Here is an 18,522-nt window from a genome sequence, read left to right as displayed (position 1 = left end):
TGAACTCCGTATAACTGGCGTTAGGCTTTGACCCACCCAGCAGAGCCTAAATCGTCAGCGTTTTCTTAGGAAATAGGATAATTACAATGAATAACGAGTTCACTTTTAGGATTAAAAGCCTGCGTTTTGATGAGCATTATCAGCCGTCAGACAACACGCGTATTACCACCAACTTTGCAAACTTGGCACGGGGCGAGCAACGTCAAGAGAACCTGCGAGCGGCGCTGCGAATGATGGACAATCGCTTTAATTCGCTTGCCCATTGGGACAATCCTACTGGTGATCGTTACGCATTGGAGTTGGACATCATCTCCGTCGAGATTGCGTTGGACGGGCAAAGTGACGCTTTTCCCTCGATAGAAGTCCTGCAAACGCATATTTTGGATCGTAAAAACAATCAACGCATTGAAGGTATCGTGGGGAATAACTTCTCTTCCTATGTGCGCGATTACGATTTTAGTGTCTTACTGCTTGAGCATAATAAGCAGACGAGCCAGTTTAGTGTGCCGCCAAAATTTGGTGAGCTGCATGGTCAACTGTTCCAGTCTTTTGTTCGCTCTGCGACATATCACCAATCGTTTAACAAGCGTCCGGTGATTTGCCTCAGTGTTTCTGACAACAAAATCTATCGCCGCACCAGCAATCAACACCCGGTGCTCGGTGTTGAGTATCTGCCGAATGAATCGTCGTTTACTGAGCAGTATTTCAAAAAGATGGGCTTAGACGTACGTTACTTTATGCCGCCGAACTGCGTCGCGCCCCTGGCTTTCTACTTCTTTGGCGACTTACTCAATGATTACACCAATCTTGAACTCATTAGCACGATCAGCACGATGGAGACCTTTCAAAAGATTTATCGCCCAGAGATCTACAACGCTAACGCAGCCGCGGGCGCGGTGTATCAGCCAAAATTGAACAATCTCGATCACTCTCTGACACAAATCGTCTATGACCGAGAAGAACGCAGCCAATTGGCAGTAGAGCAAGGGAAATTTGCACAAACGCACTTTATTCAACCGTATCAAGCGCGACTTGAGCAGTGGTCAGAAAGCTACGCGTAACCATGATGAAAACTCTGTGAAGGAACAATCGATGAAAATATTACTACCGACATCTACCGCGGGAAGCTTACCTAAACCGTCATGGCTTGCCGAGCCGGAGACACTCTGGTCCCCGTGGAAGTTAGAAGGGAAAGCGCTGCAAGATGGAAAACGCGATGCTCTGCGTGTTGCCTTGCAAGAGCAGCAATTCGCGGGCGTTACTATCGTCAGTGACGGCGAGCAAACGCGCCAGCACTTTGTCACTACATTCATTGAGCATTTGGGTGGGGTGGATTTCGACAATCGTCAAACCGTGACCATTCGTAATCGTTATGAAGCAAGCGTGCCAACCGTGGTTGGCCCGGTAAGTCGCATCAAACCCGTGTTTGTCGAGGACGCGAAATTTTTGCGCCAGCAAACTGACCAACCCATCAAGTGGGCACTGCCTGGGCCGATGACTATGATCGATACCTTGTATGATGCGCACTACAAAAGCCGTGAGAAATTGGCGTGGGAGTTTGCCAAGATCCTCAATCAAGAAGCAAAAGAGCTTGAAGCGGCAGGTGTCGATATCATCCAGTTTGATGAACCCGCGTTTAATGTGTTCTTCGATGACGTGAACGACTGGGGAATCGCCTGCTTAGAACGTGCGATTGAAGGGCTTAAATGTGAAACCGCGGTGCACATCTGCTATGGCTACGGTATCAAAGCCAACACTGACTGGAAAAAAACGTTGGGCAGCGAGTGGCGCCAGTATGAGGCCGTGTTCCCTAAGTTGCAGCAATCAAACATCGATATTATCTCACTAGAGTGCCACAACTCACGTGTGCCGATAGAGTTGTTATCATTGATTCGAGGCAAAAAAGTGATGGTGGGCGCTATTGATGTCGCCACTCATGACATTGAAACGCCAGAAGAGGTCGCAAGTACGCTCAGAGAAGCGCTCAAATATGTCGATGCAGATAAGTTGTACCCTTGTACCAACTGCGGCATGGCACCTTTGCCTCGCGAGGTCTCTGCTGCCAAGCTCAAAGCATTGAGCGACGGCGCCAAAATAGTCCGAGACGAGTTAGTCGCATCGGCGTAACGCATTGTTGAGCTCGGATTGTATGCGCTGGGTTTGACAGCCTCACCACTGAGGTCTATATTCAGCGCGTTATTTCACCTAAAGCGAGGACACAAGATGATTGTAATGATGACCAGCAACTGGGCAGTGAAAGGGTAAACCGCCAAATCGCTCTTTGTGGATAATCCACAGTCCCCCTTCTTTGCCCGGTATCACCGGGGTCAACTCTATCCGAATTAGACCCTAATGCTCTATGTATTAAGGCGCATTGTTGCGTCTGGGATAATTCAATCATGAATACAAAATTTTCTTTTTTAACCGCGGCCAACAAAAAGCCGAATTTGCTTAAACGTCTCGGTTGGAAGCCATTTTTTCAGCAGCAGATCTCATTAGACGATTACGATGATACTCGTTGGGCTCGCGTCATCGCACATCATCGCAGTGGTTACGTGCTGCTAAGCCAACAAAGTGACGGCTATCAAGAGCATCATTTACCGATCACCCGTTCATTGCCAGCGATGACCGTTGGCGATTGGCTAGTGTTGGATGGTCAGCAACAGTTCTCGTCGCTACTTGAACGCCGAAGCCTGTTTAGCCGAAAAGCCGCAGGGACAAAGGTCGAACAGCAACTGATTGCCGCCAATGTGGACACCGTATTTATCGTCTGTTCGCTTAACCATGATTTCAACCTAAGCCGCATTGAGCGCTACCTTGCCCTTGTTAATGAAGCCAAGGTTGAGCCCGTAGTCGTGCTGACTAAAGCCGATTTGTGCGAGGATGAAGCGGCGCTGCGCCAACAGGTGCAGCAATTGGATCCATTTCTCATGGTTGAGAGTGTTAATGCACTTGACGCTAACAGCGTAAGTCGCTTGATGAGCTGGTGCGGCGAAGGCCAAACGGTGGCGTTTATCGGATCGTCTGGGGTGGGGAAATCCACGCTCGTCAATACCTTGCTAGGAGAGCAGGAGCAAGCGACCGGAGGTATCCGTGAAGATGACAGCAAGGGTAGGCACACGACCACTTCGCGCTCGATTCATTTTCTGCCCTCGGGCGCGGTTTTGCTCGATACTCCGGGAATGCGAGAAATTCAACTGGCGGACTGTGAAGATGGCGTGAGTGAGACTTTCGCGGACGTAGAGAGCTTGGCCAAAGCGTGCCGCTTTGGTGATTGTCAGCATCAAAGTGAGCCGGGCTGCGCCGTGCAGCAAGCTATCGCCAATGGCGAGTTAGATGAACGCCGTTTTAACAACTACCAAAAGCTCTTACGTGAGCAGGCCCATAACGGCGCCACGCTTGCGCAGCAACGAGCGCAAAGTAAACAATTTGGCAAAATGGTGCGACGGGTAATGGGAGAAAAGCAAAAACGCAGAAACGGGGTGTAATCTCGATAAGCATCAAGGAGGCGAAATGCCTCCTTGAAATTAGGCTGCGGCCGTTTCATGCTGATCGTATCGTTATTAAATGGTGATTACACTAAGTTATCACCTCAACTCTATATTGGTGTTATCCATGAAATCTTCACTTGGCTTCTTTCTTTTCAGCAGCGCGTTTTATGTCAGCGCTGATGTGACATTACCGCCGTTTGAGATTAATGACTCAACGTGGCGTGAAAAAGTGTTTTCTGGCAATACTCAATATCAGCCAATGCTAGGTGGTTCAGTGCTGCAAGCAGTCAGTGAAGAGAGTGCGTCTGGCTGGGTAATCGCTAAGCGCGTTGATCTTTTGCAGACACCGATGATCCATTGGCGATGGAAAGTGGACCAAGCACTCACCAGATTAGACGAGCGCAGCAAACAAGGGGATGATTATGCCGCGCGGATTTATCTTGTGATGGAAAAGGGCTTGATGGGACTAAGCTCACAAGCGCTCAATTACGTTTGGTCGAGCTCACAAAGTGAAGGCACTTCTTGGGATAATGCTTATGCAGGTGAAAGGGTCAAAATGTTAGCGGTGAAAGACAACGAGGCAAAACTTGGCTTATGGCATGATGAAAAGCGTAACGTTTATCAAGACTTCATCACCTACTTTGGCGACAAGGGTAGTGATATCGATAACGCCCGCGCGTACCAGTATATTGATGTCATTGCTATTATGACCGATACGGACAATAGAGGCGAGCAAGCCCATGCGTTCTATGGTGAAATAAGGTTTACAGAACAGTGAGTAATGTTTGTCACCATGGAATTTTAGTGATGAATGTTTTTGGGGTTTTATGAGTGATGGATGTCGAATAGAATCGGTTGTTTATAAACGACGAACCTCAGATCTCCCATTTGACCCCAGATGGGTAATCTCCATAATTGACCGAGTAGTGCTATGACTTTTTCTCCTATCAAAACTGCTGTAGTGGGCTACGGCTTTTCTGCAAAAACCTTCCACATCCCGTTTATTACCAGCTTAGAAGCCTTTGATTTTGTTGCTGTCAGCACCAGTAAGACAGAGGTAGCCCAAGATTGGCCAAACGTCCAGCACTTTACAGACGCCGTGGCGATGCTTACTCAATCTGACGCTGAACTGGTGATTATTACCGCACCCAACAGTGAACACTTTCCGTTAGCGAAATTAGCATTGGAAAAAGGGAAGCACGTCATCATTGAGAAGCCGTTTGTGACGAATGTGCAAGATGGTCAGGCGTTGATTGATTTGGCGAAAAAAAGTCAGTGTCTACTCAGTGTTTACCACAATCGACGTTGGGATGGAGACTTTTTAACCGTCAAATCCCTTATTGAAGAGGGCAGAGTGGGTGACGTCAAACATTTCGAGTCTCACTTTGACCGATTCAGACCCGAAGTGCGCGTTCGCTGGCGTGAGCAGGCGACCGATGGCGGCGGTATTTTATTCGATCTTGGCTCGCATCTTATCGATCAAGCGCTTGAACTGTTTGGCTTACCAGAGGCGATCAGTGCTCATTGCAAAATGCTGCGTCCATCGAGCACCACGGTGGATTACTTCAACGTTACGCTTCATTACCCCAACCGATTAGCAGTACTTCATGGCGATATGTTCAGCGCGGGTCCTAACCATCGTTTTACTGTTAAGGGCACACAGGGCAGTTATGAAAAATACGGTCTTGATCCGCAGGAGTCTCAGCTAATTTCAGGCATGACACCCTTAGACCCAAGCTGGGGCCAAGAAAGTGAGGTGCACTTTGGGCGTTTTTATCACGGTGAAGGCTCTGAGCGGATTGATACTTTTTCGGGTCAATACCAAACCTATTTTGAGCAAATGGCCAGCGCGATTCGACACAACACAACAGTCCCGGTCACGCCCTCACAAGCGCTAGTGACGATTCGCCTGATTGAATTAGCGATGCAGAGCAGCCGCTTAGGGCAAACATTAGCACTGGAAGGTCAATGGGAGTGGAATCAATGACTCAAGCGTCATTAGAGGTATTGTTAGAGCAAGAAGCTGAACTTCAGTTTGAACGCTTTAACAATGAGACAGCGTGGGAGCTGGGGCTGGCGTTAAAACAGCGTGCCGAAGCGCAGTCGGCGGCTGTGTTGGTGGAAGTGTATGCATTTGAACAGGTCATTTTTCAGTTCGCCATGCCCGGAACCACAGCCGACAACCTAGACTGGGCGATGCGCAAACGCCGATCTGTGATGCGATTTGGCCACAGCTCCTATTACTTAGGTCAGTACAATGCGCAAAAGCAGCGAGATTTTGAACGCCAAGCGCACCTAGATGCGACTCAGTACTGTGCGCATGGTGGGTCATTCCCGATTCGAATTCGAGGTTGTGGCCTTGTAGGTGCCATCACGGTCTCGGGGTTACCTCAAGCTGACGATCATCAGTTAGTGATTGAGGTGTTGAGTGACTATTTGGCTAATTGTTCAAGAGTCACCTAAATCTAGGTGACCTAAATCTGATGGCGAAAAGTCTTATGCTAGGGCGTTGGGGTGCCCAGGTCAGCGCGCATTTGATCAATAATGCGCATGTGCTCTAGCGTTGATGAGAGAGGGTGAATCTCACTAAACACTTGGCCACTGCGAATGCATGCCATGGCTTCACGAATCTGGTATTCAAACCCACCGCCGTGATGGGTGACCTGAAAGGTTTCAGGGGCGTTATCGTCAGCGTAGAGCGTGGCAGATTGGGCACCAAAGAAAGGCGCATCAATGACAATGCGTCCATGAGTGCCTGAGATTTGCATCACCATTGGCTCATCCACATGAAAGCTACAATGAAAAGTGGCGTGCCGGCCGTCACCATAATCTAAAAGTGCATTAACCGTCTCTTCCACCCCTGTTTGCCCGACATCGCCGCTCAGTTTCCAGTCACACGGCGCCTGACCAAATAGGAGGTTCGATAGCGCGATATTGTAAATACCAATGTCGTGCAGTGCGCCACCACCGAGTAAGGGATCAAATAAACGATCATTTGGGTCAACATCCACCTTAAAACAAAAGCTCGAGTGAACCTGTTTCACATCGCCAATTTGCGCCAACCATGTGTTCATATTTCGCCAAACAGGGAGAAATTTCGACCACAGCGCCTCCATGATGAAAGTGGACTGTTCTAAAGCGAGGCTCGCCAACGCTTGTGATTGCGCGGCATTCATCGTCAATGGCTTTTCACACAACACCGGTTTTCGGGCCAACAAGCATTGTTTTGCTAGCTCAAAGTGAAACGCATGAGGTGTGGCGATGTAGATGGCATCGATGTCGGGGTCGCGAATTAACTCGGCGTAATCCAAATATATGCGATCGATTCCATACTGCTCAGCGAACGCCGTTGCGCGCTGTTTATCTCGACTGGCGACGGCTGTGATACAGGCATCGTCGACAACACGGATCCCTTTGGCAAAGTTATGCGCGATGCGACCCGGCGCAATCACGCCCCATTTCATGACGGGTTGAGTGTGAGTGGCTGACATGAGTTCTCCTTTCTCTTTGCAGTCTGCACTATAGCGTATTAATTAGGCAGCTCATGCGCACACAAACGAGAGTGTGAGCACTCTCAACTGCTTACCTTACTCGGTGACCATTTCTGGTGCAGGTTTCATGGCGGCCTCATCACTCACGGAAGTGGTCGTCTGATTGCTGAGGTGATAAATCATCGCAGGTAAGTCATTACGATAGAAGCTTGCAGTATAAGCACTGTTCGCTTTAGGCAGTGAAGCGGCAAATCGCTCAAGATCAGCACTCAGCATGTCCAGTGATGTCTCTTGGGCCGCATCAATTCGCTCATCAATCGTCTTGACCAAGTTGTTTAACGTCTCTTGGTATTGCTCAACCGTGTGGCTGTTGACCGGTTGAAAAACGAAAAACAGGTTGGCTAAACGGAGCACGGCCATTTCTGTTTCTGGAGTTAGGGCATCAAGGGCACAAAAGCGTTCTATGTGGCCTTTGAATGTCTGTTTAATGCGTTTGGAGCGCAGCAATAGCGTCTGCTTTGCGTCTTGGCGACTTTTTCTACGTACAGATTCGGAGTGATAGTAGTGCGCCAGCAGCGCGGTAAGGACGATAGCCAACAAAATAACAAGGGTGAGTAACATAAAAAAGGAAAGGCAAGGATAACGTGGTAAAACAATGCATTAGTTTATATATCAATAGCGTTGAAAAGCAAAGGGTTTGATGGTGCAAACCCAATGCGTGTAATGGTTTGTGTGAGGACGGCGTTTTAGAGAAAACAGATCTCCGACGCTATTACCCGACTAATCCCAGATGGGTGCTAACCCATCTGGGTCGACTTCACGCCCATTTCTTTCTAATGCGTCGATGCGTGCCATATTATCATCACTCAGTGTTAGCTTTTGCGCCTCAAGGTTGCTGGCTAAGTTATCGCGCTTGGTCGATGAAGGGATCACAGCGTAGCCTTTGTTTAGCGCCCAAGCGAGTGTAACTTGTGCTGGGGTTGCGTTGCACTCAACCGCGATCTGTTTGATGACCTCATCGTGAAGCACTTTGCCGTAGGCGAGCGTCATGTATGACGTCACCTGAATCCCTTGGTGTTGCATGAATTCAACCAGTTTGTTGTTTTGCAAATAAGGGCTCAGTTCAATTTGGTTAGTGGCAATGTTATCGACACCGACGATATCAATCGCTTGCTGAAGTAGGTCGATATTGAAGTTCGACACGCCAATCTGTTTTGTCAGACCAAGCGTCTTTGCTTCCATCAGCGCCTTCATGTACTCCTCGATATTCTTGTCTGTCCCCGGCCAATGAATCAGAGTGAGGTCGACGTAATCCGTGTTGAGTTTCTTAAGGCTCTCTCGAAGGCTAGCAATAAGTGATGCCTCGCTCATGTTATCCACCCAAATCTTGGTGGTAATAAATAGCGATTCACGAGGCAGATGACTTGCCGCGATCACCTCTCCAATGTCCGCTTCATTGCCATAGATTTGCGCTGTATCAATGGCGCGATAGCCTAAGTCGAGCGCGTGTTTGACCGATTGTTTTACTGTGTCTCCTGTCAGACGAAATGTGCCGACACCGAAAGTGGGAACTGCCATATGAACTCCTATTTTTAAAGGAAGGGTTTGTGTGCTGACCAATGTACGGTGTCTATTTCTTGCGGTATAGTTAACAAAAAGAAAATCTAATTTGATAATTAGTAAACAATGAAAGCGACCCTCGATGAGATGAAGACGTTTGTGACTGTAGTGGATGTGGGTTCGATCAGCGATGCTGCACAAGTATTGTCGGTGACGGTCTCTGCTGTCAGTCGCACCGTATCGCGGTTAGAAACGAAACTCGACACGACGCTGCTTAATCGTACAACGCGAAAGCTAGATGTGACGAGTGAAGGGACGGTCTACCTCGCCAAAGTTCGGCAAATCTTGGATGAGGTAGAAGCGGCGGAAGCGCAGCTGACCAGCCAAAAAACACAACCATCAGGATTGTTGAGAATCAATGCCGCGACCCCTTTTTGTTTGCATGTGCTGACGCCACTAATTGCTCGCTATCAGCAAACGTATCCTGATGTGGAGATTGAGTTAAATTCCAATGAAGAGAACATCGATCTGGTCGGCAAAAAGACCGACATTGCGTTTCGCATCGGAGAACTAAGAGATTCAACGCTCAGAGCCACGTTTATTGGCCATAGCCGTATACGCATTCTTGCCAGTCCTGCGTATATTGAAGCACAAGGCAAACCTAACTGTGTTCAAGATCTGCTGTCGCACAAATTGCTGGGCTTTAGCCGCCCGGAGTCGCTAAAAGATTGGCCATTGCTTGATGACAGTAACAAGCTAATCAAGATCACGAGTAATCTACGTTCGGACAACGGGGAAACGATTCGTGCCTTAGCACTGCACGGTGCTGGGATTGCTTGCTTGTCAGACTTCATGACTTATCAAGATAGGCAGAGTGGCGCTCTCATTGAATTGCTTACAGATGCTTCACAAGACATTCGTCAGCCCATTCACGCTGTCTATTACCGTAACTCTGCTACGTCACGACGCATCAGTTCTTTTATTGATTTCGTCAAGAAAGAAGTGACAGTGCAAGAGGGACGTTTTTTGTAATGCCGATGCCTACTCGCACCATCAATCACAAGGACAAATAATGCTGGAACTAGGAATGAACCGAGAGCAATGGATGATCAGTGCTATCTTACTAGGTACGGTGTGCCTGTTTTTGCTCGGACGGTGGCGACACGATATGGTGGCTTGTGTAGGTAACGAAACAAAAAAGGGGAGCCATTCGCTCCCCAAGACAGTGTTGACGTGGTGGAATAAAAACTTAGGCCGTAGCGAACTTGTAGGTGCGGTAACCACCGAGTAGGTTGCGCGCCTTAAAGCCGTTGCTGACCAATTGACGGTAGGCCACGTTACCGCGTAACCCTACTTGACAGTAGATAACGATCTCTTTGTCTTTAGGTAGCTCGTTCATGCGGTGACGCAACTGGTCGACAGGGATGTTAATCGCACCATCGATGTAACCGACTGATTCCAACTCACCTGGGTTACGCACGTCAAGCAAGACTTGGTCCTCTGTGAGGTTGTCGATTTCATCAAAGTGAATCGCTTTGCTGTCGCCTTTGATTAGGTTGTTGGCAACAAACGCGGCTTGGTTGATGACGTCTTTTGCCGAGCCGTACGGTGGAGCGTAAGTTAATTCAAGGTGCTGCAACTGATCGACAGTCATACCTGCGCGCTGAGCTACCGCCATCACGTCAATGCGTTTATCGACGCCATCTTTACCGACCGCTTGTGCGCCCAAAATCTTGCCAGAGGTTGGGTCAAACAGCATTTTAAACGACACAATTTCCGCGCCCGGGTAGTAGCTCGCATGGCTCGCGGTGTGAACATACACTTTTTCATAGGCGATGCCTGCGCGTTTTAGCTGCTTCTCATTCTTACCGGTAGAGGCGACGGCAAGATCAAAAATCTTACAGATCGCAGTGCCCTGTGTACCTTGGTACTGTTCACTGCGGCCAAGCATATTGTCTGCCGCCATGCGGCCTTGACGGTTGGCAGGTCCTGCAAGGGGGACCAATGTCTGCTCACCGGTCACGAAGTCTTTCTCTTCGACCGCATCACCGACGGCGTAGATGCTAGGATCGCTGGTTTGCATCGCTTCATTGGTGTAAATGCCGCCAAGGGTACCAATCTGTAGACCCGCTTCCTGAGCGAGCTTGGTTTCAGGGCGCACACCAATAGCCATGATAAGAATGTCAGTGGTGAGCGTTTCGCCATTGTTAAGTGACAGTTTCAACTCACCTTCGATGTGTTGATGTTCGACATCCTCACCCGAAGCGATACTTGCCATGTGATCATTGGGTACATATTCGACGGCGCTTAACGCAACACCCAATTTGAGATCGATGCCGCGCTGGCGAATTTCCGCGTGCGCTAAGCCTGCCATTTCACGATCGACGGGCGTCATCACTTGATCGGCCATTTCTATGAGGGTGGTTTTGATGCCGAGCTGGTGGAAGGCTTCCATCATTTCAAGGCCAATAAACCCGCCGCCCACGACAGTGGCGTGGTCCGGTTTGTTCATCTGAATCGTTTTGATGATGCGATCCATGTCTGGAATGTTGCGCAGTGAATGCGTCAGCGGATTCTTGATACCAGGGATCGGTGGCACAACTGGACCTGCGCCAGGGCTTAATAGAAGAAAGTCATAAGACTCTTGGTATTCAGTGCCATCAAGCAGATTTTTTACCGTGATGGATTTGTCTTCGCGATTAATGCGCACCACTTCATTCATCACGCGGACATCGACGTTAAATCGTGCAAGGAAGCTCTCCGGAGTTTGTAACAGGAGCTTACTGCGGTCGGTAATGTCGCCGCCGATGTGGTAAGGCAAGCCGCAGTTGGCAAACGAAACAAACTCACCACGTTCAAACATGATGATTTGAGCATCCTCGCTAAGGCGACGAGCACGAGCAGCCGCAGATGCACCACCTGCAACACCGCCTACGATAACAATTTTAGTCATGGGTGACTCCGATTAGTGAAAACCAAGTTTTTTCAAAAAGAAAGCGGCAGGGCACAAACCTGTAAACGCGCTTTGAATCAAGTTAACGCCAACAAACACAGTTAGCCAAACAAAGTGGTTACTGACGGTGAAGGTCAGTACCACCGATAGCAGAACCATACTGCCTGCCAGTACACGAATAGCATTTTCTAACGTCATGATCGTTCTCCCTTCGAATCATTTCCGTGATGAAACCCTCGTACTATAGAACTCTAAATTAGAAAAGTCTAATGTTTATTTGTCTAATTGCTAAAATACTAAATTAGTATTGACTAAATTAGGTTTGAGTTTATTATCAAGCCATTCGTTAGAGAGCATTCCATTGCAAAATAATAGGTGTGTCATGAGTGAACAAACATTGAATCTAAGCCAAATGCAACAAAATGCGGTTGAGGCTTCTGAGCTACTCAAGGTCATGGCTCACCCAGAGCGTTTGATGGTCTTATGTCAATTGACGCAAGGCGAAGTCGGCGTTGGGGCGTTGCAAGAAGGGTCGGCACTGAGTCAATCCGCCTTCTCTCAACATCTTACTGTGCTGCGTAAGCACGGGTTAATACAGGCGCGTAAAGAGTCCCAACAGGTGTTCTACTCCTTGGCAGATGCGCGAGTGATTCAACTTATTCAGAGTTTAGAGACGATTTTTTGCGCTCGATAACACTGGGTAAACCCAACATTAATATATACAACATTTAGAGGTAAATATGGCGTTCACAGTTCCTTGGGAATCGTTAGCAGGAGGCATGTTACTTGGGGTTTCAGCCACGATTTTGTTGCTGATTAACGGAAAAATCGCGGGCATTAGCGGCATCATGACGGGGCTACTTACGCCGAAATCGAACGATTTTTCTTGGCGATTGCTTTTCGCGGTGGGCATGGTCTCGGGCGGTATTCTTGCAGCCTTGCTGTTTGTTGACGATGTGGTGACGGTCTATTCAACCAGTGCGACAGGATTGGCGCTCGCCGGTTTGCTTGTTGGAGTGGGTACACGCCTTGGCAACGGTTGCACCAGTGGGCACGGTATTTGTGGCCTTGGCCGTTTGTCTAAGCGTTCAATGGTCGCGACTGGCGTCTTTATGGGCGTGGCAGCGCTGACGGTATTTGTTCGATTCCACCTTGTATAACCCTAGGATCTTCTCATGAATAAAGTTGTTTTTCGTTTAACGTCACTGTTGGCAGGCGTGTTATTTGGCATGGGCATGGTGGTGTCGGGTATGGCAGACCCAAACAAAGTTCTGGGCTTTTTGGACATCGCGGGTCAGTGGGATCCAAGTTTGATGTTTGTGATGGGCGGCGCCTTGTTGGTGTTTATGCCGAGCTATTTTTTGTTGATTAAACCCAAGAAAAAGCCGCTCGCGGCACAGACCTTTTGCCTAGCAAAAAGTAAGCAGATTGATGGTCGATTGTTAAGCGGCGCTGCGCTGTTTGGCGTGGGTTGGGGGCTAGCCGGCGTTTGCCCAGGACCTGCAATGGCCAGTCTTGGTTTAGGTAACGTGGGCGTGTGGATCTTTTTTGCCAGCATGATGGTTGGTCTAGGGGCCACTAACCTAATGATTTGTTTTAAAAACAGCCGCAAGTCACAGTCTCAACTTGCTTAAGTTTTACACTGATACATAACCCCTCAAAAAAAGGAGCGGCGATCATGAAAAGGACATTTCAACTCTCTGTAGTCACGTCTGCACTGGCCGTGAGCCTGATGGGCTTTTCTTATGTGAGCATGGCTAACCAGAATGACACCTTGTACACGGTCACACGCGCTCCGATGGCGCAGAGTGTCCATTTAGATGGCGTGATTCAACCCGTCAATCAAGGAACCGTCGCCGCTCAGACGTCTGGGCGAGTTGTGAGCCTGCACGTTGATGTCAATGATGTCGTTAAACAAGGGCAAGTGTTGCTTGAAATCAGCGCGGTGCAACAATCGGCCTCGCTCGATGCCGCCAATGCACAACTGGCTAGTGCGATTGCGCTTAATCGTGAGGCGCAAGCTCAGGTTGCCCGGTATCGTCAACTCTTCCCGAAAGGGGCGATTTCTCAAGATCAAATGGACAGCGCAGAAGCGCGTGCGCGCAGCACTGCGGCGTCAGTGAAAGCGGCGCAAGCAAGTGTCGCTCAGGCAAAAGAGTCCCTTGGCTACACCAGTATTCAAGCGCCTTATGACGGCGTGGTCACAGCGCGTCATGTCGAACTGGGTGAAACCGTTGCGCCAGGGTCGCCACTACTTAGTGGCTTCTCTTTAGATCGACTGCGCGTTGAAACGCAAATTCCTCAGCTCTATCAACCACTTGTTAAGGATGTCTCTCAATTTGATGTGATGGCACCCAATGGCGAGCGCGTCGCGCCCACCTCCTATAACTTGTTCAGCTATGCCGACACCACGTCTCACACCTTCAAAATTCGTTTGGATTTACCCGACAGCAAAGATTTGCCTGCTAATGCGAGCGCCTTGGTGCCGGGAATGTGGGTGAAAACTGAGTTTCGCTTCGGTGAACGCGTCATACAAATGATTCCCAATGAGGCGGTAATACGCCGAGGCGAGTTAAGTGCGGTTTACCGTCAAAGTAAAAACGGACCGGTGCTTAACCCAGTGCGTTTAGGTCAACAAGTGGGCGAGTACGTTGAGGTGCTGTCTGGGTTGGAAGAGGGAGACGCGATCTACGCGACCCTGCCAACATTAAGCCAGCAGCAATAAAGGCAGGGGGAAAGTCGCATGGAACATAAGCTAGGGATCTCAGGCCGTATTGCCTCAGCATTTCAAAACTCAGCCATGACGCCATTGTTGGCGTTGGTGGGCTTATTGATGGGCCTGTTTGCGGTTATCATCACTCCCAAAGAAGAAGAGCCGCAAATCGATGTCACCTTCGCGGATGTGTATATTCCCTTCCCCGGCGCAACGCCCGCAGAAGTGGAGAGCCTAGTCACCACACCCGCAGAACAGATCATTTCTGAAATTCAGGGTATTGATAAAATCTACTCCTTCTCGCAGCCCGATGGCGCGATGATCGTCGCGATCTTTGATGTTGGCGTTAGCCGTAACGACGCTGTCGTGCGCATTTATAATAAACTCTATTCCAATAAAGACTGGATGCCGCAGGGCGTGGGTGTCGGTGAGCCCGTCATTAAACCCAAAGGGATTGAGGATGTGCCGATCGTCAGTATCACCTTATCCAGCCCATCGGCGAAGCTCGATCAGCAGCAGTTAACTCAGGTAGCACACGGCTTAGAAACTGAGCTTAAACGCATTGAAGGGACACGAGACATCTATACAGTCGGCAGTCACGAGACCATTGTTGACGTGCGTTTAGATCCTGTAAAGATGAACAGTTTTAATATCACCTTGGATCAGCTCAATCAGCATTTGCCCGCCGCGAATCAAAGCTCACCCATGCTGAGCTTGACCCATGAAAATCAACAGTTTCCAGTTCAAGTCGGCCAATTTCTTTCACGCGTTGAAGAGGTGAAACAGCTAGTGGTCGGGTTGTATAACCAAACCCCCGTCTATTTAGAAGATATTGCTACGGTTAGCTTAGGCACTAACACGCCGACGCAGCAGGTGTGGACGAGCTCAAAAGAGGGCTTGCATCCCGCAGTCACGCTCGCGGTGGCAAAAAAAAGCGGTGAGAATGCAGTCAACGTCGCGAAAGCCGTTGAAGCGCGTTTAGACGCACTTAAGAATCAACTGATTCCCGAAGGCATTAAGGTTGAAATAACACGTGACTACGGTAAAACCGCGGCGGACAAAAGCAATACGTTGATTGGCAAACTGGCGTTCGCCACGGCGGCGGTGGTGATTCTGGTCTTGCTGACCATGGGTTGGCGTGAAGCTATCGTGGTCGGAATCGCCATTGTGGTGACCTTGATGATCACGTTGTTTGCGTCTTGGGCTTGGGGATTTACCCTCAATCGCGTGTCATTGTTCGCCCTGATATTCTCAATCGGTATTTTGGTCGATGACGCGATTGTGGTGGTGGAAAACATTCACCGCCATATGTCGATGGGCAAAAAATCACTCGATGAATTGATCCCCGTCGCCGTCGATGAAGTCGGTGGACCGACCATCTTAGCAACCTTAACCGTGATCGCGGCATTGCTGCCGATGGCGTTTGTGAGCGGATTGATGGGGCCATACATGAGCCCAATTCCAATCAATGCGTCTATGGGGATGTTGATTTCACTGGCGGTCGCCTTTGTGCTCTCACCTTGGCTAGCGCATCATCTACTCAAACACGCCCATCACGAAGACGCTACCGGTGCGAGCTCATCACTGTTTCATCGCATTATGGCCCCTTTTGTCACCGCCAGAGCACAGCGTCGCAATCGTTGGTTGTTATTGTTGGCGATATTGGCGCTGATTGCTGGTTCGGTACTGCTGCCAGTGGTGCAATCGGTGGTGTTGAAGATGCTGCCTTTTGACAACAAATCCGAGTTTCAAGTAGTGCTGGATATGCCAGAGGGTGAGCCGCTAGAGCGGACGCAGCGCGTACTGTTTGAACTTGGACAAGCGCTCGATGAGGTGCCTGAAGTCACTGGCTATCAAATCTATGCGGGTACGGCGGCGCCTATCAACTTTAATGGCTTGGTTCGTCACTACTTTATGCGCAATCAACCGAATCAAGGCGATATTCAAGTGAATTTGGTGGATAGGAAAGATCGTGACCGAGATAGCCACACCATTGCTGGTGAGGTGCGCCCAGTGCTCAATGAGATTGCATCGCGCTTTGGGGGCAAAGTTAAAGTGGTTGAAGTGCCGCCGGGGCCACCGGTTTGGTCACCGATATTGGCAGAAGTCTACGCGCCAACCGATGCCATGCGTCATCAAGCCGCACAGCAGATACGAGCAATTTTCCGTGAGACAGAGGACATCGTTGATGTTGACATGTATCTGCCCGAACATCACCAAAAATGGCAGGTGGCGATTGATCGAAGTAAGGCCGCGCATTATCAAGTGCCGTATGCGTCGATAGTCGATGCGCTGGCAACGGCGGTGGGTGGCAAGCCTGTGACTTATCTGCACAGCGAGCACAGTAAATACCCAGTGCCCATTATGATTCAAGCCAGTGAAGAGGCTAAAGTGCGCTTAGAGCAAGTGCTGAACATGAAGGTCGGCAGCCAAAATGGTCAAGCGTTTCCGCTCTCGGATCTCGTGAGCGTCAACGTGTTGCCAATGGAAGCCTATATAGTACGAAAAAACATGGTGCCTATGGTGATGGTGGTCGCCGATATGGCTGGCGAGTTGGATAGCCCGCTGTACGGCATGTTCGACTTAGTCGGTAAGTTGGATGAGGCGATGACCCTAGAGCAATACTACGTCGCGCAACCTGATGGACTTAATGGCGTGTCAGTGCGTTGGGATGGCGAGTGGACCATTACCTACGAAACCTTCCGCGATATGGGCATTGCTTATGGTGTTGGTATGATTCTGATCTACTTATTGGTAGTGGCGCAGTTTAAATCCTATTTGGTACCGCTGATCATTATGGCGCCGATTCCACTGACCATCATCGGTGTGATGCCAGGTCATGCATTGCTCGGCGCGCAATTTACCGCGACCTCTATGATTGGCATGATTGCGCTAGCAGGCATCATCGTACGTAATTCGATACTCTTGGTGGACTTTATTAATCAACAGGTCGAAGAGGGCGTTGAGTTTGCAGAAGCGGTGATTCAATCGGCGGCGGTTCGCGCTAAACCCATCATGTTAACCGCACTGGCTGCGATGATTGGCGCGGTGTTCATTCTCGATGACCCGATTTTTAATGGTCTCGCCATTAGTTTGATTTTCGGGATCTTCGTTTCTACCATCTTAACGTTGTTGGTGATCCCCGTGCTGTACTACGTTGCGATGAAACATCGCTTTGCTCGCTAACGACTATTTAAAGCCAAGGGGATAACCAAAATTAGTCGATAATGCGAGTGACCATCGGACAATGATCGCTAAGACGATATTGGAAGAGGTCACTCGTTTTATAGGTGACTTGATAAGGCATGGCCAGAGTAAGCGATGGGCTGGCGATGACATGGTCAATTAGGCTGCGAAACTTATGGGTTTTATTCGCTTGTTTGTTAGAGCGCACGACGCATTGCGCTGCGGTACGATCGCTCGCCAATTGCGCTTTGGTGCCCTCTGTCAAGGTGCGCCAAAGCCAGTCGCCTTTAAACGCTAGATTATGGTTAAAGTCGCCCATGATGAGGTAAGCCTCTTGGTTTGCTTCACGTTCACTGATCCACGCGTTTAAGCTCTCACCTTGAGTGTAAAGAAGGCGACAATCTCGATTATCACGATACGCGCCGCTGCAACCGGCTTTTAAATGCACCGAAAGAAGGTGCAGGGGTTGATGGCCTTGCGGGTTAAGCACCAGATAAGCGGCAAAGCGCAGTCGGCTGCGAGCTTGGTCCACCAGTATGATGTCGTCACGTTGAACGACCTCTATACCCGCTCTCACCGCAAACCCTGTATATTGGTTAATCGCACCAAACTGGGCGTCTTGATGGCGCTCTAACGAGCGATCCGACAACCAGATTTGATAGCCCGAACCCACAACGCTGCGCAGCGCTTGTTCATCATTGACCTCTTGAAAGGCGAGCACGTCGGGATCGATTTGGGCAAAATAACGACCTAAAGCGTCGAAATCTTGCGCAGAACGCAGTGACGCTTCAAAGCGATCGCTAGGGTCAGAGCTAAGCCACTCAATATTCCAACTGGCTAACGTCAGAGCATGACTTGAGCCGATGGAACCAACCAAGGCGACAAGTAGCACGTAAGCTCTGAGTGAGAGAAAAGAGGCGGTCCAATCGCGCATTGTTAGCGTCACCCTATCCATGAATTTGACTCATCCTTTATCCTATAAGTGCTCTGAAAATTGCAAGCGAATTTATCTCAAATCTGAATGTTTTCATCGTTTCCTTCCTAATTTTGATCGGTGCCACTAGAACGCTTTGATCTTACGCTAGGGGCGTTTTTTATTGATCAAAATCAATACTTTCATGGTGCCTA

18 protein-coding genes are annotated in these 18,522 nt (G+C 49.3%); 12 read left to right on the top strand and 6 right to left on the bottom strand.

The genetic code is table 11. The features are described 5' to 3' along the window. Window positions 1-86: 86 nt before the first annotated feature. From AC6R03_RS12205 to AC6R03_RS12180, 6 genes are all read left to right on the top strand, one after another. Window positions 87-1,061 (top strand): DUF1852 domain-containing protein, encoded by a 975-nt coding sequence (locus tag AC6R03_RS12205; protein WP_500631968.1) that lies wholly within the window; start codon window positions 87-89, stop codon window positions 1,059-1,061. A 31-nt stretch (window positions 1,062-1,092) separates the two neighbouring features. Then, window positions 1,093-2,127 carry a methionine synthase gene (locus AC6R03_RS12200; RefSeq protein ID WP_500631967.1) on the top strand — a complete coding sequence of 345 codons (1,035 nt, stop codon included), beginning with the start codon at window positions 1,093-1,095 and terminating at the stop codon, window positions 2,125-2,127. A 272-nt stretch (window positions 2,128-2,399) separates the two neighbouring features. Next, the gene (gene rsgA / locus AC6R03_RS12195) at window positions 2,400-3,488 is read left to right on the top strand and encodes a ribosome small subunit-dependent GTPase A (RefSeq protein ID WP_500631966.1); all 1,089 of its coding nucleotides are present in this window, start codon (window positions 2,400-2,402) and stop codon (window positions 3,486-3,488) included. Window positions 3,489-3,615: 127 nt separating this feature from the next. Continuing rightward, a complete protein-coding gene (locus tag AC6R03_RS12190) occupies window positions 3,616-4,269 on the top strand; it encodes a DUF3047 domain-containing protein (protein WP_500631965.1) in 654 nt (217 codons plus the stop codon). 153 nt (window positions 4,270-4,422) lie between these two features. Next, window positions 4,423-5,478, top strand: coding sequence for an oxidoreductase (locus AC6R03_RS12185; RefSeq protein WP_500631964.1), 1,056 nt, complete (start codon window positions 4,423-4,425; stop codon window positions 5,476-5,478). Further along, the gene (locus tag AC6R03_RS12180; protein WP_500631963.1) at window positions 5,475-5,954 is read left to right on the top strand and encodes a heme-degrading domain-containing protein; all 480 of its coding nucleotides are present in this window, start codon (window positions 5,475-5,477) and stop codon (window positions 5,952-5,954) included. The genes AC6R03_RS12185 and AC6R03_RS12180 overlap by 4 nt, the downstream gene beginning before the upstream one ends. 38 nt (window positions 5,955-5,992) lie before the next feature. Here the strand turns inward: AC6R03_RS12180 and AC6R03_RS12175 are convergent, their stop codons facing one another. The 3 genes from AC6R03_RS12175 to dkgB form a co-directional block, all read right to left on the bottom strand. After that, on the bottom strand, window positions 5,993-6,982 hold the full coding sequence (locus AC6R03_RS12175) for a Gfo/Idh/MocA family protein (protein ID WP_500631962.1): 990 nt from the start codon (window positions 6,980-6,982) through the stop codon (window positions 5,993-5,995). Window positions 6,983-7,078: 96 nt separating this feature from the next. Further along, on the bottom strand, window positions 7,079-7,603 hold the full coding sequence (locus AC6R03_RS12170; protein ID WP_500631961.1) for a hypothetical protein: 525 nt from the start codon (window positions 7,601-7,603) through the stop codon (window positions 7,079-7,081). A 159-nt stretch (window positions 7,604-7,762) separates the two neighbouring features. Continuing rightward, window positions 7,763-8,560: a 2,5-didehydrogluconate reductase DkgB gene (gene dkgB, locus AC6R03_RS12165; RefSeq protein ID WP_500631960.1), complete on the bottom strand. Its 798-nt coding sequence runs from the start codon at window positions 8,558-8,560 to the stop codon at window positions 7,763-7,765. A gap of 108 nt (window positions 8,561-8,668) precedes the next feature. On the opposite strand from dkgB, the gene AC6R03_RS12160 reads away from it, so the two are divergent. Then, window positions 8,669-9,574: a LysR substrate-binding domain-containing protein gene (locus AC6R03_RS12160; protein ID WP_500631959.1), complete on the top strand. Its 906-nt coding sequence runs from the start codon at window positions 8,669-8,671 to the stop codon at window positions 9,572-9,574. 217 nt (window positions 9,575-9,791) lie between these two features. Here AC6R03_RS12160 and AC6R03_RS12155 read toward each other — a convergent pair whose 3' ends face one another. Beyond that, window positions 9,792-11,495: an FAD-dependent oxidoreductase gene (locus AC6R03_RS12155; RefSeq protein ID WP_500631958.1), complete on the bottom strand. Its 1,704-nt coding sequence runs from the start codon at window positions 11,493-11,495 to the stop codon at window positions 9,792-9,794. Between the two features lie 12 nt (window positions 11,496-11,507). Next, complete coding sequence (locus AC6R03_RS12150; protein ID WP_500631957.1) at window positions 11,508-11,693, bottom strand: YgaP family membrane protein; 186 nt, start codon at window positions 11,691-11,693, stop codon at window positions 11,508-11,510. A 184-nt stretch (window positions 11,694-11,877) separates the two neighbouring features. On the opposite strand from AC6R03_RS12150, the gene AC6R03_RS12145 reads away from it, so the two are divergent. From AC6R03_RS12145 to AC6R03_RS12125, 5 genes are read left to right on the top strand one after another with little or no spacing between them, the layout of a single operon-like run. Further along, window positions 11,878-12,189, top strand: coding sequence for a metalloregulator ArsR/SmtB family transcription factor (locus tag AC6R03_RS12145; protein WP_500631956.1), 312 nt, complete (start codon window positions 11,878-11,880; stop codon window positions 12,187-12,189). A 46-nt stretch (window positions 12,190-12,235) separates the two neighbouring features. Next, window positions 12,236-12,655 (top strand): YeeE/YedE family protein, encoded by a 420-nt coding sequence (locus AC6R03_RS12140; RefSeq protein WP_500631955.1) that lies wholly within the window; start codon window positions 12,236-12,238, stop codon window positions 12,653-12,655. Between the two features lie 15 nt (window positions 12,656-12,670). After that, window positions 12,671-13,129, top strand: coding sequence for a DUF6691 family protein (locus AC6R03_RS12135; RefSeq protein WP_487902882.1), 459 nt, complete (start codon window positions 12,671-12,673; stop codon window positions 13,127-13,129). 44 nt (window positions 13,130-13,173) lie between these two features. Next, the gene (locus AC6R03_RS12130; RefSeq protein ID WP_500631346.1) at window positions 13,174-14,220 is read left to right on the top strand and encodes an efflux RND transporter periplasmic adaptor subunit; all 1,047 of its coding nucleotides are present in this window, start codon (window positions 13,174-13,176) and stop codon (window positions 14,218-14,220) included. A gap of 18 nt (window positions 14,221-14,238) precedes the next feature. Continuing rightward, entirely contained in the window at window positions 14,239-17,394 is a 3,156-nt protein-coding gene (locus tag AC6R03_RS12125; RefSeq protein WP_500631345.1) for an efflux RND transporter permease subunit, read from the top strand. A gap of 31 nt (window positions 17,395-17,425) precedes the next feature. Here the strand turns inward: AC6R03_RS12125 and AC6R03_RS12120 are convergent, their stop codons facing one another. Further along, on the bottom strand, window positions 17,426-18,328 hold the full coding sequence (locus tag AC6R03_RS12120) for an endonuclease/exonuclease/phosphatase family protein (protein ID WP_500631344.1): 903 nt from the start codon (window positions 18,326-18,328) through the stop codon (window positions 17,426-17,428). Between the last annotated feature and the right edge of the window lie 194 nt (window positions 18,329-18,522).

The sequence above is a fragment of the Vibrio sp. R10-SG-ISO4 genome, from assembly GCF_059834135.1.
Note: the sequence above shows the minus strand (reverse complement) of the source record. Positions and strands in the feature narration are given on the sequence as shown.